Annotated in this window: 20 protein-coding genes; 13 read left to right on the forward strand and 7 right to left on the reverse strand. The window is 44.1% G+C overall.

Annotated elements, in window-relative coordinates; genetic code table 11:
* Positions 1 to 54: 54 nt before the first annotated feature.
* The 4 genes from AC0YN7_RS10490 to AC0YN7_RS10505 all read right to left on the reverse strand — a co-directional run bounded on the left by AC0YN7_RS10490 (position 55) and on the right by AC0YN7_RS10505 (position 2,342).
* Entirely contained in the window at positions 55 to 309 is a 255-nt protein-coding gene (locus AC0YN7_RS10490; RefSeq protein WP_475809932.1) for a hypothetical protein, read from the reverse strand.
* Positions 306 to 878: an RNA polymerase sigma factor gene (locus AC0YN7_RS10495; protein ID WP_475809933.1), complete on the reverse strand. Its 573-nt coding sequence runs from the start codon at positions 876 to 878 to the stop codon at positions 306 to 308. The genes AC0YN7_RS10490 and AC0YN7_RS10495 overlap by 4 nt, the downstream gene beginning before the upstream one ends.
* The gene (locus AC0YN7_RS10500) at positions 871 to 1,575 is read right to left on the reverse strand and encodes a hypothetical protein (protein WP_475809934.1); all 705 of its coding nucleotides are present in this window, start codon (positions 1,573 to 1,575) and stop codon (positions 871 to 873) included. Before AC0YN7_RS10500 ends, AC0YN7_RS10495 begins: the two co-directional genes overlap by 8 nt.
* Positions 1,576 to 1,841: 266 nt before the next feature.
* Entirely contained in the window at positions 1,842 to 2,342 is a 501-nt protein-coding gene (locus AC0YN7_RS10505; RefSeq protein WP_475809935.1) for a DUF1036 domain-containing protein, read from the reverse strand.
* Between the two features lie 275 nt (positions 2,343 to 2,617).
* On the opposite strand from AC0YN7_RS10505, the gene AC0YN7_RS10510 reads away from it, so the two are divergent.
* The 11 genes from AC0YN7_RS10510 to AC0YN7_RS10560 all read left to right on the forward strand — a co-directional run bounded on the left by AC0YN7_RS10510 (position 2,618) and on the right by AC0YN7_RS10560 (position 21,774).
* Positions 2,618 to 5,404, forward strand: coding sequence for a glycoside hydrolase family 3 C-terminal domain-containing protein (locus AC0YN7_RS10510; RefSeq protein WP_475809936.1), 2,787 nt, complete (start codon positions 2,618 to 2,620; stop codon positions 5,402 to 5,404).
* 301 nt (positions 5,405 to 5,705) lie between these two features.
* The gene (locus AC0YN7_RS10515; protein WP_475809937.1) at positions 5,706 to 7,466 is read left to right on the forward strand and encodes a sensor histidine kinase; all 1,761 of its coding nucleotides are present in this window, start codon (positions 5,706 to 5,708) and stop codon (positions 7,464 to 7,466) included.
* Positions 7,459 to 9,117 carry a response regulator transcription factor gene (locus tag AC0YN7_RS10520; protein ID WP_475809938.1) on the forward strand — a complete coding sequence of 553 codons (1,659 nt, stop codon included), beginning with the start codon at positions 7,459 to 7,461 and terminating at the stop codon, positions 9,115 to 9,117. Before AC0YN7_RS10515 ends, AC0YN7_RS10520 begins: the two co-directional genes overlap by 8 nt.
* A gap of 107 nt (positions 9,118 to 9,224) precedes the next feature.
* Positions 9,225 to 10,907 (forward strand): extracellular solute-binding protein, encoded by a 1,683-nt coding sequence (locus AC0YN7_RS10525; protein ID WP_475809939.1) that lies wholly within the window; start codon positions 9,225 to 9,227, stop codon positions 10,905 to 10,907.
* A gap of 82 nt (positions 10,908 to 10,989) precedes the next feature.
* Positions 10,990 to 11,883: an ABC transporter permease gene (locus AC0YN7_RS10530; protein WP_475809940.1), complete on the forward strand. Its 894-nt coding sequence runs from the start codon at positions 10,990 to 10,992 to the stop codon at positions 11,881 to 11,883.
* 18 nt (positions 11,884 to 11,901) lie between these two features.
* On the forward strand, positions 11,902 to 12,786 hold the full coding sequence (locus AC0YN7_RS10535) for a carbohydrate ABC transporter permease (RefSeq protein ID WP_475809941.1): 885 nt from the start codon (positions 11,902 to 11,904) through the stop codon (positions 12,784 to 12,786).
* Positions 12,787 to 12,857: 71 nt separating this feature from the next.
* A complete protein-coding gene (locus AC0YN7_RS10540; RefSeq protein WP_475809942.1) occupies positions 12,858 to 15,200 on the forward strand; it encodes a glycoside hydrolase family 3 N-terminal domain-containing protein in 2,343 nt (780 codons plus the stop codon).
* A complete protein-coding gene (locus AC0YN7_RS10545; protein ID WP_475809943.1) occupies positions 15,190 to 17,622 on the forward strand; it encodes a glycoside hydrolase family 38 N-terminal domain-containing protein in 2,433 nt (810 codons plus the stop codon). Before AC0YN7_RS10540 ends, AC0YN7_RS10545 begins: the two co-directional genes overlap by 11 nt.
* Before the next feature lie 143 nt (positions 17,623 to 17,765).
* Positions 17,766 to 19,154 carry an alpha-L-fucosidase gene (locus AC0YN7_RS10550; protein ID WP_475809944.1) on the forward strand — a complete coding sequence of 463 codons (1,389 nt, stop codon included), beginning with the start codon at positions 17,766 to 17,768 and terminating at the stop codon, positions 19,152 to 19,154.
* 16 nt (positions 19,155 to 19,170) lie between these two features.
* Positions 19,171 to 20,211: a glycoside hydrolase family 18 protein gene (locus AC0YN7_RS10555; protein ID WP_475809945.1), complete on the forward strand. Its 1,041-nt coding sequence runs from the start codon at positions 19,171 to 19,173 to the stop codon at positions 20,209 to 20,211.
* Between the two features lie 120 nt (positions 20,212 to 20,331).
* Entirely contained in the window at positions 20,332 to 21,774 is a 1,443-nt protein-coding gene (locus AC0YN7_RS10560; RefSeq protein ID WP_475809946.1) for an alanine/glycine:cation symporter family protein, read from the forward strand.
* A gap of 90 nt (positions 21,775 to 21,864) precedes the next feature.
* On the opposite strand, the gene AC0YN7_RS10565 is transcribed toward AC0YN7_RS10560, so the two are convergent.
* Both AC0YN7_RS10565 and AC0YN7_RS10570 read right to left on the reverse strand, forming a co-directional pair.
* Complete coding sequence (locus tag AC0YN7_RS10565; RefSeq protein WP_475809947.1) at positions 21,865 to 22,959, reverse strand: winged helix DNA-binding domain-containing protein; 1,095 nt, start codon at positions 22,957 to 22,959, stop codon at positions 21,865 to 21,867.
* Positions 22,960 to 23,027: 68 nt separating this feature from the next.
* Positions 23,028 to 23,804, reverse strand: a complete 777-nt coding sequence (locus AC0YN7_RS10570; RefSeq protein ID WP_475809948.1) for an AIM24 family protein — start codon at positions 23,802 to 23,804, stop codon at positions 23,028 to 23,030.
* A gap of 318 nt (positions 23,805 to 24,122) precedes the next feature.
* On the opposite strand from AC0YN7_RS10570, the gene AC0YN7_RS10575 reads away from it, so the two are divergent.
* Complete coding sequence (locus AC0YN7_RS10575) at positions 24,123 to 24,512, forward strand: VOC family protein (RefSeq protein ID WP_475809949.1); 390 nt, start codon at positions 24,123 to 24,125, stop codon at positions 24,510 to 24,512.
* Positions 24,513 to 24,517: 5 nt separating this feature from the next.
* Here AC0YN7_RS10575 and AC0YN7_RS10580 read toward each other — a convergent pair whose 3' ends face one another.
* Positions 24,518 to 25,333, reverse strand: coding sequence for a DUF6597 domain-containing transcriptional factor (locus AC0YN7_RS10580; RefSeq protein WP_475809950.1), 816 nt, complete (start codon positions 25,331 to 25,333; stop codon positions 24,518 to 24,520).
* Positions 25,334 to 25,568: 235 nt separating this feature from the next.
* Between AC0YN7_RS10580 and AC0YN7_RS10585 the strand changes: the two genes are divergently transcribed.
* Positions 25,569 to 26,309, forward strand: coding sequence for a LytR/AlgR family response regulator transcription factor (locus AC0YN7_RS10585; protein WP_475809951.1), 741 nt, complete (start codon positions 25,569 to 25,571; stop codon positions 26,307 to 26,309).

Here is a 26,309-nt window from a genome sequence, read left to right on the forward strand (position 1 = left end):
CCCATTGGTCTCTTTAGACCTTTTGGGACAACCCCTTTCACTTGATTATAGGATTTATCCTATACGTTTAACATAATACGATGAAAATGCGGAAGACGTGAACGAACCAGTATCTTTAAACGGGAATTGATTGAATAAAGAATGCCACCACTCGTTGCCAAGGTCGTTGGAAATGGTAAACATATGAGGAGTGATTTCTTCCTCTAGCTGCGAAGAATGCTGGACATGAAGAGCCCAGGTATCCAGTAGTTTATCAAGCTGTTGTTCGACATCCGCTGGCAGCAGCAAATCTGACTCATGATCGTTCATACCTTCTCCTGCCTTTCCGCAGACTTCTTGTTGTTTAGCATACCGAGAGTCTCGGCTAGCTGGCGGCGTGCTACTAATATTTTATAGCGTACTGTTCCTGCAGGCAACCCGAGTGCTGCACCGATTTCGCCACTTTTCATACCACCAACCGCCTTCATTAGCAAGATGGAACGAAGCTCCTCAGGGAGTTCGCGAACGGCTGTCTCTAGCTCGTGAAACTGCTCACGTCCAGCTAGTACTTGTGATAAGTCGCCATTTGAGTTCGGGAAGGCGTACAACTGCATTTTTGTTACAGCTTGCTTAAAGCTCTGCGACTTCCGATAATAATCCTTTACCTGATTGGAAGCAACAGTAAATATCCAATACAATTGTTGATCTTCTGGAATACGCTCAACCATATCTATCCGATTCCATATTTTCATAAAGACGTCCTGCACCAAATCCGCTGCTGTTTCCTGACTCCCCGTTCTCCCCAGTAAATAGGAATACAGCTTTCGCGAATGTGAACGATATAATTGCTGAAACAATTCCTCAGGCTTCACCATCTTATGCTGTTGTTTCTCAGACATCTTTTCTGATGTTAATATTTCCTTTTTTAGTAATAGCAAGATACTGGAGCAGAGGCACTATTGATTTGGAAGCTGTTAAATTGCCTTTCAAAATTATTTCGGAAACCTTACTCCTAATCGACTCAATTTGAACATCATCGTCAATTTCAAAATTTCCGATTAGCACCATGGTTATCTTGTCTTCGATAAAGTCGAAGAAGCTATTGGAGAACGTATCATTTCCTATAAATAATCTCACGTTGGACGTATTCGAATAATAAATGACTTCACCAAGTATTCGCGATAGGGCACTTCCTAGAACGGCTTCGCTACCTTTTGGCAAGATCAGCTCTCCAGCTACGACGATATCTTGGAAGCCGATCTTTTCCACCGCCGAAGTAACGATGGCCTGCCCGGCAATAACCAATATGTCCTCAGGAGTACCTTTACTGTTGGCAAAATACTCTCCTCCCAAGGAAACATTCCCGGACAAGAATACCACTTTACCTGTCGTGTGAGGAACTAAACATATGCATCCGTTATTCTGTTGAGGAATTCGATTCAAAGTACTACTTAACGATTCTGAAGCAATAATAAGACCATTATTTTCGATGGATGTAACATCGGCCAAATCTTCGGGTTTCACACCAAGCCAATCAAGAAGCCCATTATTTTCAATAACTCTTCCTTGAACATTTGCTTGCTGTACGTTTTCCATACGTTCCCCACTCCCATCATTTTCTAATTACACTTGATATAACGTTTCTCCTTTAAAAGTGTTGAGGGATATAAAAAAAATTACATTATTTCCGTTATAAATACACAGCAAGTAAAAAAGGTAACAGGTAGCTCCAATATAAAATTAGAAAAAGCTGTCGAAGAAATATCGACAGCTATGAAGTAATCCAGTCCGTTATTTTATTTGAATGATGCGTATCCATCATCGACTTTAACAGTACTGCCGTTGATGCCGCTTGTCGATCATTACTTTTTTATTGGCAATGCTGTGCGGTTCAGCAATAGCGGTTTTCCCTTTTTCAGTTTTTTAGGTGTCCTAGGGGTTTTACACGCTACAGATTTTCCTGAAGGTAATGCCATGCGGATATTGTCTGCTTTACCTCGTCTTTGGCCGCTGCTCGATAGGAGTTCAATTGTGTAGTTTAAATTCAACACTCCGACAAAGAAACCCCGCAGCCCAACACTTCTGCAGGTATTGCAGTCTGTGTCCCAGCACCAATGGAAAGCCTGATCAGGAACACCAGTAAAGTACGGACCCTGCCACCTGCGCCCAAACGAATCATGGGCATAGTAATAAAACGTTCTTCCACCTGCGTATCCGCTCCAAACCTGCACGGTTTGTCCAGGATCAACACGATACCAGCCAGCCTTAGCATAGCGGTCAGGACTACAACTGAAATTTGGGTAGGCGAAGACAACATACACGGATGCGCTGGTCCTATTACGGAAAAAGACTCCCAATAGCATTCATTCCTTTCTAAATATAGTAGTCTCACAATGTATAATATGAAACTTTTAGAAGTTTGATAGGGATAAACCGGTTTAATTTATATGACCGCATACCTTAAGAGAGGAAATATATTGAAGCAATGCTTGTGTATTAATTTTATATCTTTTATTCTTAAAAGGACTTTATAGGAGACATACATAGGCTCGCGAAAGACTAGATATTTGGAAAGGGACAAGTTACCTTTCTATAGAGCCGGCTATATGTGTGGAAACGACAACAGGGAGGAAACAAAATGAGTACACAGAGTCTGGGAATTCCATTAGAAGGTTTTGCAGAATTTAGCCGAACGGTAGCCGCGGAAGGAGCGGTGCTGTTAAAGAATGAAAGACAGGTGCTTCCGCTTCGAGACGGTGAAAATGTTTCGGTTTTTGGAAGAACCCAAGTTAATTACTATCGCAGCGGTACAGGTTCGGGCGGGAGCGTCCATGTTTCTTATACGACCAATTTATTGGATGGTCTTCGCAGTAAAAAGAGCCTTACAGTCAATGAAGAACTAGCGGCTGTCTATGAAAAGTGGATTGAGCAAAATCCATTTGATAATGGCGGTGGAGGCTGGGCTGCAGAGCCGTGGCACCAGAAGGAAATGCCTTTAACCGATGAACTGATGTCGGAGGCAAGAAGCAAATCGAGCAAGGCGATCATTGTGATCGGACGTACGGCGGGAGAAGACCAGGATAATGCCGACGAGCCGGGAAGCTACCAGCTAACAGCGGACGAAAAAGCAATGCTGAAGCAGGTATCTGCCTATTTTGAACAAACTATTGTTGTACTGAATGTATCAAATATTATTGATATGAGCTGGATGAACGATGAAAGCTTTGTACACCCGATTCCATGCGCTATCTACTCTTGGCAGGGCGGCATGGAGGGTGGCAATGCGATTGCCGATGTGCTGGCCGGAGAGGTGACACCGAGCGGTAAACTAACGGATACGATCGCTTACTCTATCAAGGATTATCCATCTACAAGCAATTACGGCAATGAATTTAAAAACCTTTATCAGGAAGATATCTATGTGGGCTATCGTTATTTCGAGACGTTTTGCCCGGATAACGTTCAGTTTGAATTTGGTTACGGTTTATCTTATACCTCATTTAAAATCGAGTCTGAGGAAGCCAAACTGACCTCCAAAGAAGGAGAGCAATACGTCGAAATTGACGTCACTGTAACCAATACGGGATCTACCTATGCGGGAAAAGAGGTTGTGCAGGTCTACTTTGAAGCGCCGCAAGGAAAGTTAGGACAGCCAGCTAAAGTTCTAGCGGCATTCGGAAAGACAAAAGTTCTTCAGGCGGGCGAATCGCAGCGTCTTACTGTGAGCTTCCCTGTTCATTCTATGGCCTCCTATGATGATTCCGGTGTGACGGGGCATCCTTCCGCTTATGTGATGGAAGCAGGGTCGTACCGCTTTTATGTAGGAACCAGTGTCAAAAGGCTGGCGGAAATAGGCTTCCAAGGACAAAACGGCTATGTTGTGGAAGCTCTTCAAGTCGTGGAGCAGCTGCAAGAGGTGATGGCCCCGACAGAAGACTTTACGAGAATGAAGCCGGGCGCTCGGAAGGAAGACGGCTCGTATGAGCTCATCTATGTAGAAGTGCCGAAGCGAAAGATTTCTATGGCGGAACGGATCGAGAAAAATCTTCCCGAAACTTTGGAGCAAACCGGTAATCAAGGACATAAATTAAGAGATGTTTTTGACCGAAAAGTCGGCATGGAAGCTTTTATCGCCCAGCTCAACGATCAGGACCTGGCTGCGATTGTCAGAGGCGAGGGCATGAGCAGTCCACTCGTTACACCGGGTACGGCCTCGGCTTTCGGAGGGGTAAGCGATAGTTTATTCAAATTCGGAATCCCGGTTGCTTGTACGGCAGACGGTCCGTCTGGTATTCGTATGGATAGCGGGCAGAAGGCGACCCAGGTTGCAATCGGAACCTTGCTTGCAGCGACCTGGAATGCGGAACTGGTTGAACAACTTTACGTCATGGAAGGTCAGGAATTATTAAGCAACAATGTGGACACCTTGCTTGGACCAGGCTTGAATATCCGCCGCAGTCCGCTCAATGGACGCAACTTTGAGTATTTTTCGGAAGATCCGCTGATTTCCGGAGTATTCGCCGCAGCATGCACGCGAGGAATAATGAAGGGCGGCTCTAATGCCACGCTGAAGCATTTCGCCTGCAATAATCAAGAAAAGCATCGCAGTAAGGTAGATGCGGTTGTTTCTGAGCGCGCTCTGCGGGAGATTTATCTGAAAGGCTTTGAAATCGCGGTGAAGCAGGGTGGAGCAAATTCGATTATGACCTCCTATAATCCTATCAACGGGCATTGGGCGGCTTCTAATTATGATTTGAATACGACGATTCTTCGCGGGGAATGGAACTTTAAAGGTATCGTGATGACGGATTGGTGGGCCATTATGAACGATGTTGTCCATGGAGGATCCGCTGATCGGAAATATACGAACTGGATGGTTCGGGCACAAAATGATCTGTATATGGTTGTACCTAACTATGGAGCGGAAATCAATGGTTGGGATGACAATACGCTGGACTCATTAGAAAATGGTTCGCTAACTCGAGGAGAGCTTCAGCGCTCCGCTATGAACATTTGCGAGTTCATCATGCAAGCACCGGTATTCTCGAGAAAACACGAGATTGTAGAAACAGTCGATACATTCAAGGCGAATCCATCTCTTTCATCGGAGCAGGCGCAAGCACTATCCTCAAATGCACAGGTTAAACCTGCGGCGGCTGAATCGACCTTTATGAAAGTGGATCAGGCAGGCCAATATCGGATCATTGTCAACATCATGTCTCCGGAGCCTGAATTGGCTCAAAGCGCTTGTAATGTGACACTGAACGATCAATTGATGACGACCATTCAAACGAATGGCACGGAAGGCAAATGGATCAGACAAAAGCTTGTGAAAATCGAACTGGAAGCAGGCCTTTATGAATTGAAATTAGAATTTATCAAACCAGGCTTACAGATTGACTGGATCGAGTTTAAACAAGTATAAATATAAGAACTCCTGTCCAAAACAACAAGGGCACCCAAATGGGTGATCTTGTTGTTTTTTTTAATAGATACACTGAATTCTCTGTTTAATAAACGGTTTGTCTCTCCTTATATCAATTGTGCTTAATCGGAATGACAAATGACACTGTTGTTCCCTCATTAGGTTTACTGTTACTCTTTCGTTGTATTTATTGTTATCTAAAAGAGAACGTGATATATATGTTGATACAGTTTTTTAGATTCATGTTAGTAGAAATTATAATAGGGAATATTTGTAATGGAATTGAAGGGTTGGGTCAGATATGGGGAAAATACGGGATGTTTTTCAGTTCAACATTTTATCGAAGCTTATTGTGTCTTTACTATTGGTTGTGACACCGATCTATGGAGTAAGCCTGTATATGAATCAAACGGCTGAAGAGAGATTACGCAGTGAGTTATCACAGTCAGTCGCATCAAGGCTTCATTTCTATGTAAGTTCGCTTGAAACAGAAATGCAGCGGCTGATGAGATTGAATCAAGAGCTCATTTTTGATGATGAATTTCAGAAAATTAGAACAATTGCGCATGCGATGGATGATTTTACTCGGTCCCAGACGATTCTTAGTGTGAAAAGCAAGCTGAGTCTACTCAAAACATCAAGTCCTTATGTGGAAGATGTAATGGTATTTATTCCATCCTTGGGCAGAGGCATCTTTGCTAATAGCTTCGATAACCATATCCCTCCTGATGAGCTAGAAGCTCTAATGCAGGGGCCAAGCAAATACGGAACACCGTTTACTTACTGGAATGACAAGTTACTGTTAAGCAAGGTGTACCCTGAACCGATCCAGATGGATGAATTGTCAATTGCTTTAGGAGTGGAGCTTTCACGGCAACAGCTTCAGTATTCGTTGGAGCAGCTGAGCAATATGAAAGGAGCGGGTGCAGCGCTCGTTAATCTTCAGCAAGACTGGCTTTTTTCAGACAATAAAAATGATAGTATACCGCCTGAGCTCAAAAAAGTGCTGTCACAGCCTCGCTTTCTGGGTAGTGTTACTGGACAAGATATTATGGAAGTTCAGGGCAGTCGGTATTTGCTAACGTTCGAATATTCTAAAGTGCTGGATACCTACTTAACGGTCTATGTTCCGGAAAGTGAACTGCTAGGACCGCTGAGCAAGCATCGAACGTTTTTATGGTATTTATCTATTATTTCTTTTATAGTTATTTTGTTATTTTCTTTCTGGATCTATCGTCTTATCCATCAGCCGCTTAAACGGCTTGTGATATCTTTTCGAAAAGTTGAGAAGGGTGATCTGAATATTGAAATCCATCATCAAAACAAAGATGAGTTCAACTATTTGTATGGGCAGTTCAATGCGATGGCACGCAAGCTTCATCTGTTGATCCAGGAGGTGTATGAAGAACGGATTCATGCGCAGCAGTCAGAGCTGAAGCAGCTTCAATCACAAATCAATCCACACTTTTTATATAACAGCTTATATATTTTAAAAGGTTTAGTTCAGATGAATGACAATCGTTCGGCTGAGACAATGATCGAGCATCTTGGTCAATATTTTATGTTTATTACGAAAACGGGGACTGGGGAAGTTTCTTTGGAGCAGGAGTTTGCTCATTCGAAAGCGTACACTGACATTCAAAATATGCGGTTTTTTAACCGGATTGAGGTAGAGTGGGCAGATATTCCAGAATATTTCCGCTACATTCAGGTACCGCGCTTAATACTTCAGCCGATTATTGAAAACGCATACGAGCATGGATTAGAGGAAAAGATTGGCGGCGGCAAGCTTATTGTATCGATTGTGCAGGAAAAGGAACAGGTTCTGTGTATCGTTGTAGAAGATAATGGGGATAAGTTGGATGAAGAACGATTATGGAAAACAGGTGAGCTGCTTCGCAAAGGGGAAAAGAAACAAGAATCCACAGGCCTCTTCAATGTACATCGGCGTTTACAAATCAAATATGGCGAGTCTTTCGGTGTTTCAGTGAGTCGTGGATCATTGGGAGGCATGAGAGTGGAGCTTAGAATGACAACTAGAGAGGGTGGTTCGGATGTATAGACTATTGATTGTGGATGATGAACCCATTATTGTTGAAAGCTTATTGGATTTGTTTGAAAGACGGTCCGAAATGGTATTGGAAGTATTCGGAGTATACACTTCGGCAGATGCACTGGACATGCTTGGGAAAACAAAAATCGACATTGTGCTTACCGATATTCGAATGCCCGGATTAAGCGGGATTGAGCTGCACCGTGAAATTATTGATCGTTGGCCATGGTGTAAAGTTATTTTTCTAACAGGCTATAACAATTTCGAATTTATTCAAGAAGCTATTCGTAACGGCGGCGTAGATTACTTATTGAAAACGGAAGGAAACGAAGCGATATTTCGTGCGGTGCAGAAGGCCATACAAGCCCTGACCGATGCTATTGAGGTTGAACAGCTAATCGAGAAATCAAGAAAGCAAGCTTTGACGATTCAGCCTTTTTTACAAAAGGAATTGTTATGGAGCCTTGTTCAATCCGACGGTTATGCGCACCGTTCGATTCGGGAGCATTTTCAAGATTTGAATATTTCGCTAAGTGCCGAAGAACCTGCCATTATTGTGATCGGGCGAATAGATGAATGGCGTGAGGGGACAACATCCTTCGATAAGTCCCTCTTTTTATTTGCCATACAAAATATTGCGAATGAATATTTGGCTTCATCGATCCGTCAGGTTTCCTTTGAATTCGAAGAGAAGTCAAAGGTCGCTTGGTTGATGCAGCCGAAAAGCGGTGGATCGCATTTATATGGGGATGAGGAAATCAAGCAGCGCACGTTGGCGTTTATTAAAGGTGCTGTAGAGATGATTCAAAATGCTTGTAAGCAGCTGTTAAATATTAAGCTGTCCTTCGCTGTAGGCACGACATTTCGACAATGGAAAGAGCTGCCCGATCAATTTGATCATTTACGCATATTGTTGAGCAGGGGATTAGGTTTAGGACAAGAATTGCTGTTGCTGGAACAGCCAGTCCACCGAATTGACAGAGATTCAGATGATCAAGAGCTGCGTAAGCAGATGAAGAAGCTTCCATTGCTGCAGACTCTATTAGAGAACGGACAGCAGGAGCAGTTTTTGGAGGAATATATGACACTTATGAAGCTTGCTGCCTCTGTATCCAAGCAAACAGACAGCCTTCGATCTGAAATATATTTTACATTGGTATCTATTTTTCTATCCTATATAAATCGCTGGAAGATGCGCGAAGAAATTGGAGAGGCTTTTCCTCTTGGCAAAATGACGCTGCTTGACTGCGCTAATTATTGGCAAGATTTAACGGAATATTTTTATCAATTAACGGAGATTATTTTTGAGCGGAAGATGTCGGGACAAGGTCATCAGGAGGAAAGCGTGGTCAGTCAGGTTAAAAGCTATATTCGGCATCATGTTGCAGGGGATCTTAGCTTAAACCGAATTGCGGAAGTTGTCGGCCATAATCCGTCTTACTTGTCTAGATTATATAAGCGTATTACAGGGGAAGGGCTGTCCGAATATATTGCGGAGGTCAGAATGACCAAGACAAAGGAGCTGCTCCAGGAAAATCGTTTGAAAATTAATGAAATATCCAAAGCGGTCGGTTTTTTGTCTGAACAATCATTTTATCGCTTTTTCCGCAAAGTGACTAATGTAACGCCACAAGAATATCGAGATCAAGTAAATAAGTAAAAAGATGTTAGTCGTATGTCAATAATGGTGAATAGAAGAGGGGAGTAATTAGCGACTATAGTTAAGGTGCAAGAACAGTCTTGAAGAAATCAAGGGGGGAATCAATCATGACAAAGAAGAGTTTGGTTAAAGGAATGTCATTATGTATTCTGAGTTTTGCAATTGTTCTGAGTGCTTGTGGAAACACCGAAAAGGTGGAGCCGACATCAAAGCCAACAACAGATAATTCGGGCACGACCGTAAAGGAAGACGGTCCATTTATTAAATACGATCCACCGATTGAAGTTCATGCGATCAGAGGAAGCTTGCCGGAAGACCGTTTTAAAAACGGGGAAACAATGGATAATAACGTCTGGACTAGAGAGTATGAGAGTGCATTAGGAATTAAGCTTAAGTATGACTGGGTAGCAGATGGGAATGGCGGAGATGAAAGCGCATTCAATAAAAAGTTGAATGTGGCAATCGCTTCTGACGATCTGCCTGATGTATTCGGTGTGAGCGTGAAGCAGCTTAGTCAGCTTGTTGAAGCGGATCAAATTCAAGATTTGACGGAGGCTTTCGAGAAGTATGCTTCTCCCGAGCTGAAGGATTTGGCCAATCAGGATGGCGGACTTGCTTTGAAGGCCGCGACGTTTAATGGAAAGCTGATGGCTATTCCGAAATTTGGCGGCAATATTACAGGGGCAGATGTCGTGTGGGTCCGCACGGACTGGTTGGAGAAGTTGAAGCTTCCAGAGCCGAAAACGATGGATGATTTGATGAAAATAGCAGAGGCTTTCGTAAAGCAAGATCCAGACGGTAATGGTAAAGACGATACATTTGGTCTAGCACTGACAAAGGATTTGTATGGAGGTATTGCTAATCTGACGGGCTTCTTTAACGGGTTCCATGCTTATCCAAACATTTGGGTTAAAAATGCAGAGGGAAAGGTTGTTTACGGCAATGTTCAGCCTGAAATGAAGGCTGCTTTGGCAAAGCTTCAGGAGCTGTACAAATCAGGGCAGTTGGATCGTGAATTTGCAGTCAAGGATGGCGGCAAAGTTACGGAGTCTATCTCACAGAATAAGGTCGGTATTCAATATGGAGCCAACTGGAACTCATACTATCCATTAAATGATGCGAGAAAGCAAAATCCGGGCATGGATTGGAAGCCATATCCGATCGTTTCCATTGATGATAAGCCTGCAAAACCAGGCTTAGGTTTCGCTGTTTATGAATATTTCGTAGCGACTAAAGGATTTGATAATCCAGAGGTTATTATAAAAATGCTGAATCTTCAGCATGAGCGGTTCTATGGAAAAACAGCGGATTGGATTAAGTATTCGACTGACAAAGAAGGAACAGAAATTTTCCAATATCCATTATTCCAAGTATTCCCTCCTAACAAGGATATTCCAGATAATTTTCTAGCGATTAAAGAAGCCTTTGAATCCAAGGATGCCTCTAAGCTGAATCAGGAGCAAAAGGATAACTACGATAAAATCGAAGCTTACTTAAATGGTGATGACTCGCATTGGGCAGTTGATAGACAGTCCGGTCCTAAAGGGTCTGCATTTGAAGCTCTGGCTCGCTATAAAGACTTTGCCCTTACTACTGAATATTTAGGAGCAAGTACACCTACGATGGTTACGAAAAAGAGCACGCTGGATAAGATCGAACGAGAAACATTTACAAAAATTATTATGGGCTCAGCATCGGTAGATGAGTTTGATAAGTTTGTAAAGGATTGGTATAAGCTGGGCGGAGACGAGATGACTAAAGAAGTGAATGAATGGTATGCCGCTCAATAGATAGATAACTCTAGCAAAGGAAGTGGATGCAACTTTATTCGCTTCCTTTATTAGTTAGACCGACGAGAGAAGGTGTCTGCGTATGAAAAAGAGTATAAGAGAATTGCCTCTGCATTTATTGGTACTTCCGAGTCTTGTACTCGTTATTGTTTTTAGCTATATCCCTATGTCCGGCATTGTGATTGCCTTTCAAAAGTTTTCACCAGCTAAAGGTTTTTTTGGTTCTCCCTGGGTAGGGCTCGACAATTTCAAATATGTATTCGAGCTTCCGGGTACGATGCAAGTCATTTGGAATACGGTTATTATCGCATGTATGAAAATTGTAGCTGGTCTTATTGTACCGGTGTCGATTGCTTTATTGCTTAATGAAATACGCGTTTCGTTTGTCAAACGCGGCATTCAGACGCTCATTTATTTACCGCATTTTTTATCATGGATCATATTGGGAGGTATATTAATTGATATTTTGTCCCCTAGTACGGGGATTATTAATCAATTGCTTACTGCCGTTGGAATAGATCCCATCTTCTTCCTGGGAGATAATCGTTGGTTCCGTTATGTACTAGTCGCATCTGATGTGTGGAAAGAGTTTGGTTTTAGTACCATAGTCTATTTAGCCGCCTTAACCAATGTTAGTCCGATTCTATATGAAGCAGCCGTTATTGATGGCGCAACACGCTGGAAACAGACCATCTATATTACGCTTCCTGGCATATTGCCAATCGTAATCTTAATGACGACGCTCAGTTTGGGCAATGTGCTGAATGCGGGCTTCGAGCAAGTCTTTACTCTTTATAATTCAACTGTCTATGACACTGGAGATATTCTGGATACACTCGTGTATCGGATTGGTGTTATAGATGCTCAATACAGTGTGGCTACGGCTGTAGGCTTGTTCAAATCAGTTGTGTCGCTCGTGTTTATATCAGTCTCATATTTATTAGCTTATCGTTTGGCTGGATATCGGATTTTTTAAGAAGGGAGGACGAATCCTATGTTTCATCGACCGTCCGGAAGTTATCGCGTATTTAGTTGGTTGAATCATACTTTTTTAATTCTATTGTCATTATTATGCTTGGCCCCAATGGTGCACGTGCTGGCTATATCGCTTAGTACTAGCAGTGCGGCGACAGCAGGACTGGTTAAGCTGTGGCCCATCGATTTCACATTAGGCTCATATAAGTTCATTTTGGAAAGCAAACAGTTTGTATCATCGTTTTGGATTTCTATTCAGAGAATAGTGCTCGGTGTATCGATTGGTATGCTCCTCGCGATCACGCTTGCTTATCCGCTTTCGAAAGAAGTGAAGGATTTTCGCCTTCGTACCTTTTATGCTTGGTTTTTTGTATTTACAATGTTGTTTAGTGGCGGTTTGATCCCGTGGTATTTGACAGTTCGCATGACGGGGTTGATTGATACGATCTGGGCATTAGTGCTGCCTGGTGCTGTGCAGGTGTTTAACGTTATATTATTATTGAATTTCTTTCGGGGATTGCCGAAGGAGCTGGAGGAATCGGCGTTTATGGATGGTGCATCGCACTGGGTTACCCTGTGGCGAGTCTACTTACCGATTTCTTTGCCTGCACTCGCAACGATTACGTTATTTACATTTGTAAGTCAATGGAATTCCTGGTTCGATGGTCTGATGCTAATGAATTCGCCTGCCAATTATCCGTTAACCACCTACTTGCAGACGATTATTATTCAGCCTGATATGTCCAAGATTAGTATGCTGCAAGCAAAAAATTTAAGTGAGATTTCGGATCGGACGACGAAGGCTGCACAAATAATTGTAGGCTCGCTCCCGATTCTAGTTGTTTATCCATTTCTACAAAAGTACTTTGTTAAAGGCCTTGTCATGGGAAGCGTGAAAGAGTAGCTGTCCTTTAAAGAGAGAGTCAATAGGCTTGGAAATAACAAATAGAAGTAGGATTACTGGAGGGATACTTGATGAGAAACGATCCATACTATGATGCTTCTTTGTCTGTAGATGTTCGAGTAAAGGATTTGCTTAGCCGGATGACGATGGATGAGAAAATAGGACAGCTCGTTCAGCTATTTGGCTGGCAAGTATACACGCAGTATGATGGACAGGTGAAAATAGACGAAGCATTTGAGCAAAAAATTATAGCTGGCGATGTTGGGTCATTTTACGGTTTCCTTCGTGCCGATCCTTGGACGGGCGTAACGCTTGAAACTGGTTTGCAGCCGAAAGAAAGCGCAGAAGCAGTCAATTTCGTTCAGCGCCTTGCGATCGAACAGACACGTCTCGGTATTCCGATCCTGTTCGGTGAAGAGTGTGCCCATGGGCATATGTCAATCGGCGGGACAGTCTTTCCGGTGCCTATTGCTGCTGCCAGCACATGGAATCCGGCATTGTTCGAACAGGCCAATGCGGCTGTGGCAGATGAGACGAGAGCAAGAGGCGGTGCGGCTACGTATTCACCTATTTTGGATATTGTACGTGATCCCAGATGGGGACGTACGGAGGAAACCTTCGGAGAAGATCCGATGCTCTGCGCGGAAATGGGAACAGCTGCGGTTCGCGGTATGCAAAGGATGCTTCCTGAGCGCGGGGTAGCAGCAACGATCAAGCATTTTGCTGGATATGGCGCATCTGTAGGCGGACGAAATGGTGCCCCTGCTCATATTGGGCCAATTGAACTGCGTGAGAAGGATTTGTATCCGTTTGAGAAAGCTATAGCCGCTGGCGCTATGTCTGTTATGACGGCATACAACGAAATAGATGGTATTCCTTGTACATCTAATCGGGAGCTGTTAACTCAAATTTTGCGTGAAGAATGGGGCTTTGAAGGATTTGTCATTACGGATTGCGGTGCTCTCGGCATGCTCGCTGGCGGTCATCGTGTCGCCAAGGACAAAGAGGAAGCAGCGGTAATGGCGCTTGAAGCAGGCGTCGATATGGAGATGTCAGGTGAAATCTTCAAGGATCATTTGAGTGCAGCTATTCAGTCAGAGAAGGTGTCTATAGATGTGCTGGATCAAGCAGTAGCGCGTGTATTGGCGATCAAATTCAAGCTGGGCTTGTTCGAATATCCATATGCCGATCCAGATCGCGCACAGCAGATTGTTGGGTCAGTCGCACATCGTCAGCTTGCGCGGAAAGTGGCCGAGGAGGGCATTGTACTGCTGCACAATCGCAACGAGGCATTACCGTTGCCGAAGACGCTACGTAAAATCGCTGTCATCGGTCCGAATGCGGCGAATCGATACAACCAACTCGGTGATTATACGTCGCCCCAGCCGCCGGAAGCTATCGTTACAATTCTGCAAGGTATTCGCGATAAAGTAGGTGCTGGTGTTGAGGTTGTCTATGCGGAAGGATGCCGCATTTTGGGGGAGAATCGCTCGGGCTTTGCGGATGCTGTGGAAGCTGCGCAGTCTTCGGATGTCGCCGTTGTTGTAGTGGGCGGTTCCAGCGCGAGGCAGTTTGGGGATAATACGATCGACCCGGTGACAGGAGCGAATCTAGTAACTGATGATCAATCCGATATGGACTCTGGAGAAGGCATTGATCGAGCGGATTTGTGCTTGTCAGGTGTACAGCTTGAGTTGGTTAAAGCTATTCATGCTACGGGCGTGCGGGTAATTGTCGTTTATGTGAATGGAAGGCCTGTCAGCGAGCCTTGGATCGCTGAGCATATTGAGGGCGTACTGGAAGCTTGGTATCCAGGGCAAGAGGGTGGTCATGCTGTTGCTGATATTTTGTTTGGCGACTGCAATCCATCGGGCAAAATGCCCATTTCGGTGCCGAAGAGCGTAGGTCAGCTGCCGGTTTATTATCAGCGCAGGAGAACAAATGGAACACGTTATCTAGAGATGGATAATGAGCCGCTATACCGGTTCGGATACGGATTGAGCTATACAACATTTTCCTACACGAATTTGTCCATTGCCTCTGAACGAATTGCTGCCGATGAGGAAACAATCGTGTCAGTTGAAGTTACGAACACAGGTTCAAGGGTAGGGCAGGAAATCGTTCAGTTGTATGTGCGGGATGAAATTAGCTCGATAACTCGTCCCATCATGGAATTAAAAGCGTTTCGTAAAATCGAGCTGGAGCCTGGAGAAACAGCGGTTGTCAGCTTTGCTCTAGGTGCAGAGCAGCTTGGATTTGTGAACCAATCCTTAAAGCGTGTAGTTGAACCCGGTGTATTTACTATTTTGGCAGGTGGCGATCTCTCTATTTTGTTGGAGGCTGCGTTACATGTCGAAGATGTATCATACACAAAAACTGCGATAAAGAAGGAGTCTATTCATAATGAAGCATAAACAGTGGACGATCTTTGCTATCCAGCATTCCCATACGGATGTCGGTTATACCGAACGTCAAGAGAAGATCAAGCAGTATCATGTTGATTTTATTCGACAAGCCTTGCATATTAATCGAGAAATCCGCTCGGGAAACCGACCAGAGTGGAAAGGGTATAAGTGGGTTTGTGAAACGTTTTGGCCGATAGAAGCCTTTCTAAAAAAAGCGACAGCCCAGGAGCAAGCAGAGCTTGCTGAAGCCATTCGCACCGGAGATATCGGGTTATCCGGCACGTATTTGAATATGAGTGAGCTGGTGGGCAAAGAACTGCTTGAAGCGACGCTTAAGCGGATTCGGGAGTACGCACAATCTATTAACGTGAAGGTCGAATCTGCGATGACAGCGGATATAACAGGCTTCGGCTGGGGATACGGACAAGTGCTGGCAGACATGGGGATCAAAAATATGATCACCTGCATTCATACGCATCATTCCATGTTCCCGCTGCGGAAGAAGCAAACGCCATTCTGGTGGGAGACGCCCGGCGGTGAGCGTATTCTTATCTGGAGCGGTGAGCACTATGTGTTCGGCAATGATTTGGGCATTATGCCAGGTTTGGGCGGTTCGTATACGATTCGCGATGAAATGGTCATCTCTAACGGCGTCTCCTTCGAGCAAGCAGAAGTTCGAATACGTCGCTACCTTGATCGACTGGAGCAGGATGGACATCCTTATCCATTCGTGCCGGTCATGCTGTCCGGTTTGCCAACGGATAACGGATCCCCAAATGCGCAGATGATGGATTTCATTCAGAAGTGGAATGAGAAGCATGGTGAGGAGATTCGCATTCAATCTGCTACCTTGGATGATTTCTTCGCAGAAGTACGCGGTTCTGAAGAGGAGATCCCGGTGTACCGCGGAGATTGGCCGGATTGGTGGACCGATGGAACAGGATCGACACCGATGCATGTACAAGTGTTTCGAGAGGCGCAGCGGGTATATGAGAAAGTGAAACGCTTGGACCCGAATTGCGAGATTATTGATGCTGATACATTCAAGCGGATGGAGGACGAGCTGGTGTTGTTCGCTGAACACACATGGGGATATCACTCCTCTGTGTCAGAGCCGTGGAACCCGTTCGTCCAAGAGCTTGGTGTCCGCAAGGATGCCTTTGCTGCGAATGCAAGCACGCTTGCCCATACAGCGCTATATGACATTTTGGAAGCAAAGGGTGATGCTTTACTGGCTCCAGATCGCCCGCTGCAGTTCCGAATTCACAACCCGTATTCTTATGTGCAAGAGGATTATGCCCATTTCATTATGGAGTTTTGGCATCATGACGAAATCAAGGGTGGTTTCGAAGTCGTTGATGTAGAGAGCGGACAGGTTTATTCTGCTCAGTTAAGAGTGGCGCCTAGAGGAGTGATCGTTACCGTTCCGGTTACACTTTTGCCTGGAGAAGAGCGGACATTACTCATTCGTCCAGTGAATAAACCGAAAAATGTAACTGCTTTTGGAACGGATTTATTAGGCTCAGATGGCATTATTGATATTGAGGAGCCTATTCAATCATCTGCTTTACATGTGACCTATACTTCTATGGACACTCCGTTTGCGAGAATTGAATGGGAGATAGGGGACGGCATTACGTCCTGGAAGGATAAGCAAACCGGGAAGGAACTACTTCGCTTGGATCGGAATCATCATGCTTTCAGTCCCGTCTATGACGTGACAAAAGCAGCCAAGGTCGAAGAGATGAATAATATTCGTCGCAAAATGGGACGCAATCGTAAAGGGCCAGATGCACAGGTATCGGTTGGCGTATTGACTAAAGCCGAGGTTGTGGACAAAGGAGAGGTCTATACGACGGTCCGACTCACTTATGCGGTTGGCGGCTGTTCACACTATTCATTACTCGTTACAGGTTACGCGGATAAGCCGCGAATAGATGTGGCAGTGCGCATGCATAAGGATAGTATTTGGGATCCGGAAAATATTTATATTTCGCTTCCGTTCGGAGCGCCAATCGAGGCGGGCAAGCAGGAGTTGTGGATCGATAAGCTGCAAACACCAGTCCGAGCGCGCATCGACCAGTTGCCTGGCAGCTTAATTGATTATTACTGTGTAGATGAAGGTGCGGCTTACATTACGGAGGATATGGGCGTAGCAATTGCGATGCCAGATACACCGCTTATGCAATTGGGCTCGCTCCGTCATGAGTTTCGTCTCTTGCAGGGCGATGAGCGTATGCAAGAAGACCCGGCTCACTTGTACTCGTGGCCGATGAATAATTATTGGGAGACCAATTTCCGGGCAACGCTGGGCGGATTTTATGAATTCCGTTATTTTGTGACCTGGGGAGAGGGATGTAAGCAACCAGCTGCGGCTCTTGAAGCATGTCGCAGTCAAAATTCCGGAATATTGGCATGGCGCGTGAAGTAAGGAAACGATGAAGAATTTCCCCGTATGACTTCAACCATTTGTGTTGGGTAAGATACAGCAGGCAGCTTTCAGGCTGGCGTTGCTTTCTTCGATAGTCACTGGGGAAATTCTTTTTTTATAAACGATTGTACAGGAGGCGTACTATGAGTGGTGAGATGAAGGCAACAGATGAACAGGAGCAAATTGTCGAGCGGGGCGTACACAACTATAGCAGTGAGGAGAAGTGGGTTAAGCCCGAGGATCCATTATTACTGGAGCGTCTCGAATGGTTCAAGGATCAGAAGCTTGGCCTGATGATGCACTGGGGACCGTATTCTCAGCTAGGCGTCGTAGAATCATGGGCGCTGATCGATGAGGACGAAGAATGGTCTCGCAATGAGATCGATTGGGATGTCGATGCCGAGGAATTGAAGCGGCAGTACTTTGAATTGAACAAGACCTTTAATCCGCTTAGGTTTCAACCGGAGCTATGGGCTGATTTGGCTGCCGAGAATGGCTTTAAGTATTTGAATTTTACGACGAAGCATCATGACGGCTTTTGTATGTGGGACACAAAAACGACAGATTATCGGATTACTGGACCAGATTGCCCATTCCATAAACATAAGTATGCTGATATTTGCAAGCAGCTGTTTGATGCTTTTCGTGCAAAAGGACTGGCTATATCCGCTTATTTCTCAAAGGCGGATTGGCATACGCCCTATTACTGGGCACCAGGCATGGAACGCAGCAATTTTACAACGAGGGGTCCTTCTTATGACCCGAAGGAATACCCATTGCTGTGGGAACAATTCGTCCAATTTACTCATGAGCAGATTATGGAGCTGATGACCAGCTATGGTCGAATCGATATGTTGTGGCTTGATGCGGGATGGGTGAATGATTACCGCGTACAAAATGTTCGATTGGGTGAAGCGGTGGAGAAAGCACGGAAAATTCAGCCATGGCTGTTATCTGCTGACCGGACAGTTGGCGGACCTTACGAGAATGTGATTACACCCGAGCAGACATTGCCTGAGCGACCGCTGCATGTGCCATGGGAGAGCAGTATTACAATGGGTTATGCGTTTTCGTACCGTTATGATGATCAATTCAAGTCGGTTCGTCAAATGCTTCATTTGTTCATTGAAATTGTAGCGAAAGGCGGCAATCTGTCACTTAATGTTGCTCCTCAGCCTGATGGAAGGTTGTCCCAAGCGGTTATTTCTCGGATAAAGGGGATAGGCGCATGGTTGAAGATTTATGGTGAAGGCATTTATGGGACACGAGTTTGCGAGCCGTATTCCGTAGGCAGCTGTCATTTTACTAAAAAAGAAGATACCATTTATGCTTTCTATTTGTATAGAGATGAACAGCAAAAGGTAGAGCAAGAGATACATCTTCCTATGCAGCAAGCCTTCAATCAGATTGATCTAGTAGGCGGGCAAGAAAACTTGGAATATCGTCGGACAGAGAAGGGAATTATTGTCCGTCTTCCAGAGCAGGAACAGTCAGAACAAGCACCGATTGCACATGTATTTCGAATCAAATAAATAGGAGTGACATGAGATGACAAAACAGAAACATATAGTGGTAGGCTATGTCGGTGATTCTAGTCTGCCTGATATGACACGACAGGATTTGGAGAAATTAACACATATCAATGTAGCCTTCGGTCATGTGCTAAACGATCAAATTTCTATCGAGCATTTGCAGCAGCTCGATACGCTGAAGGAGATAAAACGTGAGCATCCGGTATTGAAGGTGCTTCTATCTGTCGGCGGATGGGGAGCGGGAGGCTTCTCTGAAGCGGCATTTACTGAAGAGGGAAGAAAAAGCATGGCGGATTCGGCGCTCCGCATCTTGGCTGACTATCCGTTTGACGGGATTGATTTGGATTGGGAGTATCCTTGCTATGGAGAGGCGGATATCGGATCTAGCCCGCACGATAAGACAAACTTTACGCTGCTTCTTAAAACGATGCGCGAGGCACTTGACCGTAAAGGCGAACAGGATGGACGGCATTATTTGCTGACCATTGCTACAGGTGCGGATCAGTATTACGTTGATGGTACAGAGATGGATCAAGTGCAGCAGTATTTGGATTATGTTCAATTAATGACCTATGATATGCGCGGCGGATTCCAAGTACTAACAGGACATCATACCAATCTTTATACCCCGACAGGGGATTTATTCCGAATCAGTACCGACGCTTCCGTACACTTATTTATGGATGCAGGAGTACCGAAGGAGAAAATTGTAATCGGTATGGCGTTTTATTCTAGACTCTGGCAACAGGTTCCTGTCCGTAATAACGGGCTGCATCAAATGGCTGGAAGCAGCGGAGGCTATGGACCGGATTTCACTGCTCTAGCGACTGATTATATTGAGAAAAACGGCTATACTCGATATTGGGATGACGAGGCCAAAGCGCCATACCTTTACAATGGCAGTCAATTTATTTCTTACGATGACGAAGAATCGCTTCAGCATAAATGTGATTATGTGAAACAGCATGAGCTGGCGGGTGTGATGTTCTGGGAATATAGCTGCGATAAGACCCATCGATTGTTGGGTGCAATCCATAAGGGAATACAGGCTGAATAGATCATTTCATGAAATGAAATCCTGCCTTTTGAAATAATGTCAGCAGTATTTGAAGATATTATGTCAGAGAATGTTTTGCATCGGTGTATCGGGGCAGAACAGCAGGAGAGGTGGATTTACTTGCAACAATTATTAGGAAGTATGATTAGCGTAATCAATGAGTTTCTGTGGTCGAAGATTTTGATTGTCCTGCTTATTGCTTGTGGTCTTTATTTCACAATAGGATCGAAATTTGTACAATTTGGTATGTTTAAGGAAATGTTCGTTGTTCTTAAAGGATCCAATGAAAAGTCAAAAGACAGCATCTCATCGTTCCAGGCCTTCTGTATCAGTATGGCAGCAAGGGTCGGGACAGGAAATATAACGGGTATCGCGATTGCTATTGCATTAGGCGGACCAGGAGCTGTCTTCTGGATGTGGGTTATTGCGATTGTTGGTTCAGCATCGAGCTTTATTGAGAGTACTTTAGCACAGGTGTATAAAGTGAGGGATAAGACTGGATTCCGCGGCGGTCCTGCCTATTATATGGAACAAGGTCTGAATAAGCGTTGGATGGGGTCGTTATTTGCCGTGCTGATTACGTTGTCTTTCGGCCTTGTATTTAACTCGGTTCAGTCCAATACGATTACAGTTGCTTTTGAAAATTCATTCGGAACCAATCGTATCATCCTTGGCCTTGTGATGGCTGCTGCATTTGCGAGTATTATCTTCGGCGGTATCAAGCGTATCGCCAGAATGTCCGAATATATCGTCGTTATTATGGCTGTGATTTATATCGGGGCTGCTCTATGCATTGTGCTAATCAATATCAACAAAATGCCGGAAGTTGTGGCGCTTATTGTGAAGAGTGCGCTCGGATTTGAACAAGTGGCGGGTGGAACTTTTGGTGCGATGGTTCTACAAGGTGTGAAACGTGGTTTGTTCTCGAACGAAGCGGGTATGGGAAGCTCGCCGAATGCTGCGGCAACCGCAACGACAAGTCATCCCGTTAAACAAGGGCTTATGCAAGCGCTTGGCGTACTTGTTGATACGTTAGTTATTTGTTCGAGTACCGCTTTTATTATATTGCTGTCAGATGCGTATAAGCGGTCAGGGCTGGATGGAATCGAGCTAACGCAAGCTGCATTAAGCGAGCATATCGGTTCATGGGCATCGGGTTCATTGGCTGTCATGGTTTTCTTGTTTGCATTCAGCACGTTAATTGGAAATTATTATTACGGTGAAACCAATATCGAATTTTTAAACACGAAGAAATCAGTATTAATGTTTTACAGATTCAGTGTTCTGGCTATGATTGTGTTTGGTTCCGTAGCAAAGGTTCAATTGGTATGGGATATGGCTGACTTATTTATGGGTTTAATGGTGATAGTCAACTTGATTGCCATCCTTCTATTATCCAAAGTAGCCTTTGCGGCCTTGTCGGATTACAAGCGGCAGAAAAGGGCAGGGAAAGACCCAGTCTTTTATAAAGATAGCATTAAAGGTCTGGATCAGGTTGAATGCTGGGAGAACGCAGCGCCCAGACATCCTCCAATCGGCGTACGCGGAGATGATAATTATTAATAGGTAATGAAGTGGGGTGACTAAAGATCAACGTCTTAGTCACCCTCCCTCGAAGGCTAGTTACGTAGAAAGTTCCTTCTTGGTTATGTACTATTCCACGACTTGAAAGGCTGTCTTAGCTAAAGGCAGCCCCATAAATCCGCAATATCTCTCTGCAGCTTCGATGATACACTCTTTCCTTTCTTTCAGAGGTGCAAATAGGTTAAATTCGATGTCGATCCCTTTATTCTTAATTGATCGTTTCCATGTCCCGGCGATTTGACTGTCGATGACGATGGTCGGTAGAAATACGCCGTTATTACCGGGGACAATATGGTGGGCATATTCCGCACTTAATACTGCGCTTCGATCTTTATAGCCAAGCAGATATTCATCGTATCCCGGAAGTAGATAGACATTCGTTTCTTCTTTCATTGCCCCAACATGGAGATGCTCGGTCCTCCAGTATTCCTGCCCGTGTATCTTTTCCACTACTAGCCTAGATTGAACAGCATCAACTCCCTGTCTTGCATCGGAAAGAGTGATCCCAGCCCACCAGGAAAAATCTTGAACGGTTGCAGGCCCATGGCCGGTAAAATAGCGTTCTGTGAGCAAACCGAGCGCTTCAATTCTGGATATTTCCTTGGTGGAAGGCGCCCACTCATCCAATAAAACAACGGTTTGCTGCTTGCCTTCCCTCGGTCCTAGACAGATAAAACCGGTCTGTGCCAGATACCAAAGAAGATGATATCCTCTTTGATTTTTTGTGCTGATCCCATCTTCCTCCAGCAATTGCATGAGATTGGGCCGGGTTATCCGCTTGTTCCCCTGCAAAGCGTCATAGATGATCTGCCTGCTGCGTTCGATGATCGTATGGTCAAGTTCCAATTGTTCAAGTCTTCGATTACCTTGTGCCAGAACGCGCGGAGCCAGAAGCTTCAGCAACCATCTTGCATTTTCCGGCAGTACGAAATGAATCGTACCGCGCATCGGCCAAGTCAGCATTATCTTACGGTCTGCGATGCTTTGCTCAATATCTGCTACTGTAGCGGATTGCATGCGCACTCCGATTGCCCACAGAGCTTGGTGATAATCCTGTGCCTGCAAAGCACCGAGATGCTGGACAACCTGTTCAGGATTATCGAACTTCCCGCCAGCTATGTGAAGATTGAATGTACGTTGAAAAGGAATACTTTGTTCCATCATGGATCGACTCCTAATCAAGATAATGATCTTTACGGTTCATAGGATCTAGCTACATGAGGGGTTCTCTTCTATTGACCACCTTTGTGCTTCATGAGTGGTGCTAGCCATACCATGCCTGTTCCTCGATAAACATTGACCAGCCCCTCCCCTGAAGCGGCGGAGCCCATTCGGGTTTTCCCGGATTTCTCGACGGTGAAGTCCAGTGAATTCGACCACATTAACGCAAAGTTTCCATCGACCTTCAACACATCATTCTGCAAGTCGACTACGACAGCTTCTTCGACAGGAATTGGGGCTTCCAGCGCTAGAATGCCCTTTCCTTTGGCACTTAAATTAAAAAGGCCTTCTCCTCCAAGCGCGGCAGAGGAGAGGCTCTTACGCGCAGCGACTGCAATGTCCAGCGTCGTCTCGCAAGCTAAGAACATGCCATCGTCAATTACAATATGGTCGTTGTCGACATCAATTAACCACAGATATTTATAGGTGGTTTCCAGCAATATCGTACCGGTACCTTTGTAGTGTGGTTTGATTGCACTGGTCCCGGTTACCGCGCTGGATACCAGATTTCTCATTAAACCGCCAACACCTTTAACACCTGAGGTCATTTCAATATTGCCAATCATATACTGCATAGCCCCTGCGCTCAGCATAACCTCATTGTTGTTTAGTTCGACCATAAGCTGCTTAATGCGCATGTTGCTCTTGCTCATGAAAAAGTTGGATTCTGCCTCTGACAATGAAGTACTGCTTAAATCCTCTTTATACTCAATTACCGTAAATCCGCCAAGTTGTTCCTTAATGACTACATTGTCGTTATCTTTCAGATTGCTTATCGTGAAAGCCATATTGATACACTCCTTTGTGGCAACTATTATCGTAAAGATGTAAAATATTTCTTCAAGACAAGCAATTCGACAAAAAAGGTTAATATCCTTGCATTTGTTGTGAATAATTACAAAGTGATTTATTTACAAAAAAAATACGCTGCGGGATTAATGGTTCAATAAAATAATGGCAGTCTAGAACTTTATTTAAGTATCTAGTCTGAACATAACGGTAAGTTTTTCGTGTTTTTACAATACCCGCTTTTGTGATTCTGTTAAGTTCAATAAGAAAACTGTGCAGCATCTGTTCAACCCACATTTACGCAGAAAGGTAGTGGAATGATGAAACTGTCGCAAATCAGATTGATTGTCAAAGATTTTTATCAGAGCGTAGCTTTTTACAAAGAAGTGATGGAGTTTCCATTGGGATTTTCCGCAGAGGAGATGCAGTTCGCATCGTTTAATACCGGTGAAACCAAAATCGAAATTTTTTCTCGTCAAAAAATGGCTGAAGTGATCGGTGAGGACAAACTAATCGGCGCAGAATCACCTTCAAAATTTTTACTCACGTTTGCAGTAGATCAAGTCGATGAGGTTTGCGCTCGTTTGAAGGAAAAAGGTATCGTATTGCTTAACGAGCCACATGATCGAAAAGAGTGGAATGCTAGAGTCGCTCATTTGTGCGATCCAGATGGGAATGTAATCGAAATTTACAAACATCCGCTTTAATAGCTCTAACTATTCATTGATTCACTTAACAACCGGGTGTATTCTTCTGGGGATTTTCCAATGATTGATTTGAAATCTTTAATGAAATGGGCTTGATCGTAATACCCGAGATCTACAGCAAGTCTTGACCATTCAGGAAAATGCCCGTCGTTCATTTTTTCTACTGCTTCGAGAAGTCGATAGCGTTGGATGATCCATTTGGGACTGACACCCACGTACTGACGAAATAACATTTGAAGCTGTCTCTTGTGAATGGGAAAACGGCTCACTATATCATCGACTTTGAAGATATTTCTCTCGGAAATGATGCATTGGGTAATCGTATTGATGAAATCGACGTTGGTGTCCGGTGCGGGAAGCCTTTCTCGAATAAAAGATTCTGCAAGAGCAATCATCTGCTCGTCGTTTTCCTGTGAAAAAAGCTGTTGTTCCAGCCTTTGACTTTTCATTCCAAATGCTTCCTGGAATGGCACGATACGGTCCGTGATTGTTGAAACGTTTTTTTTGAAAAAAGGATAATAAGCTCCCGGCCGGAATTTGACCCCGAAGACTGCTCCTTGTTCCCTTAGAAGAACGGTAAATCTCCCTTTTACGACTCCCACAATTCGGGAGTTGTTTTTTTCAATAACAAGATGGACGGACGGATGGGACAAGTTTTCCTGAAGGTGAGGTTCCTGTCCACGAAGATCCCATTTGACAATCCAATAATGCTCGACAAAATGAGTGAAACCGGCGGAGGGTGAGTAAAGGGAAACTGAAAATTTAGGGGCGTTCTTTTTTACATTTAACAGACCGATGGGTTTTGTATGTATTGGAATCACTCCTGTATATGATCAACATTAAGTGTGATTACATGTTTACGGATATTATAACATAGTAGCAGCTGGGCGTTTTGATTATGAAAATTCTGAAGAGAAACTCCTCCACATTTAATTGTTGGGGGAGTCATTGTCTTGTCAGAGGGAATTTGCATTTCATCCAAAAGTTATCTATGGTTGTATCATGCTTATATAGAGTACTAGCATAAATGTAATGGGGATCAGGAGTGTATCATTTATGTATAGAGCGGCTATTTGCGATGATGAGGAAAAACAAAGAGAGCTTGTTAAAAGCATCTTGATTACTTTGTCGATAAAGACAAATATAGAATTTGAAATCGAATTATTCGGCTCGGGAGAGCAGTTGGTATCCTACTATGAGCGCCATGAAACGCCATTTCATATTTTAATTTTGGATATTGAAATGGGTGGGATGAACGGGATTCAAACAGCCCGAAAAATAAGAGGGTTAAATAACCTGGATGAACAAATTATTTTTCTGACAAGCTACCCTGAATATATGGTGGAAAGTTTTGACGTCATGACATTCCAGTATTTGATAAAACCCATTGCCCCCTCGATCTTGGAGGAGAAAATCATCAAGCTATGCCAATACTTTCAGGCACTAGATAAAAAGTTTATGGTCATCAAGTCAGCCTATGAAGAAGTCGTTATTAAATATGATGACCTCATTAGTATTGAAGCTGCCAAAAGCTTAACCATAAAAAGCAAACTACATTTTATTACCTCTAATGAAACCTATGAGAGCAAAGGCATCATTTCGGATTATGCTTTGGCCTTAAAAGACTGTAACTTCTTGCAGATCCATCGTTCCATTATTATTAATCTGCTTCATGTGAGAAAGTTTACTAGCGGAACTGTTCTAATGTCCAATGGTATAGAATTGCCCATAGGCCGTTCTAAAATGAAAGAGGTTAAAGATGTTTACACCAAATATATGATTATGAAGGTCAATTGA

This window comes from Paenibacillus sp. J31R122 (assembly GCF_056269185.1).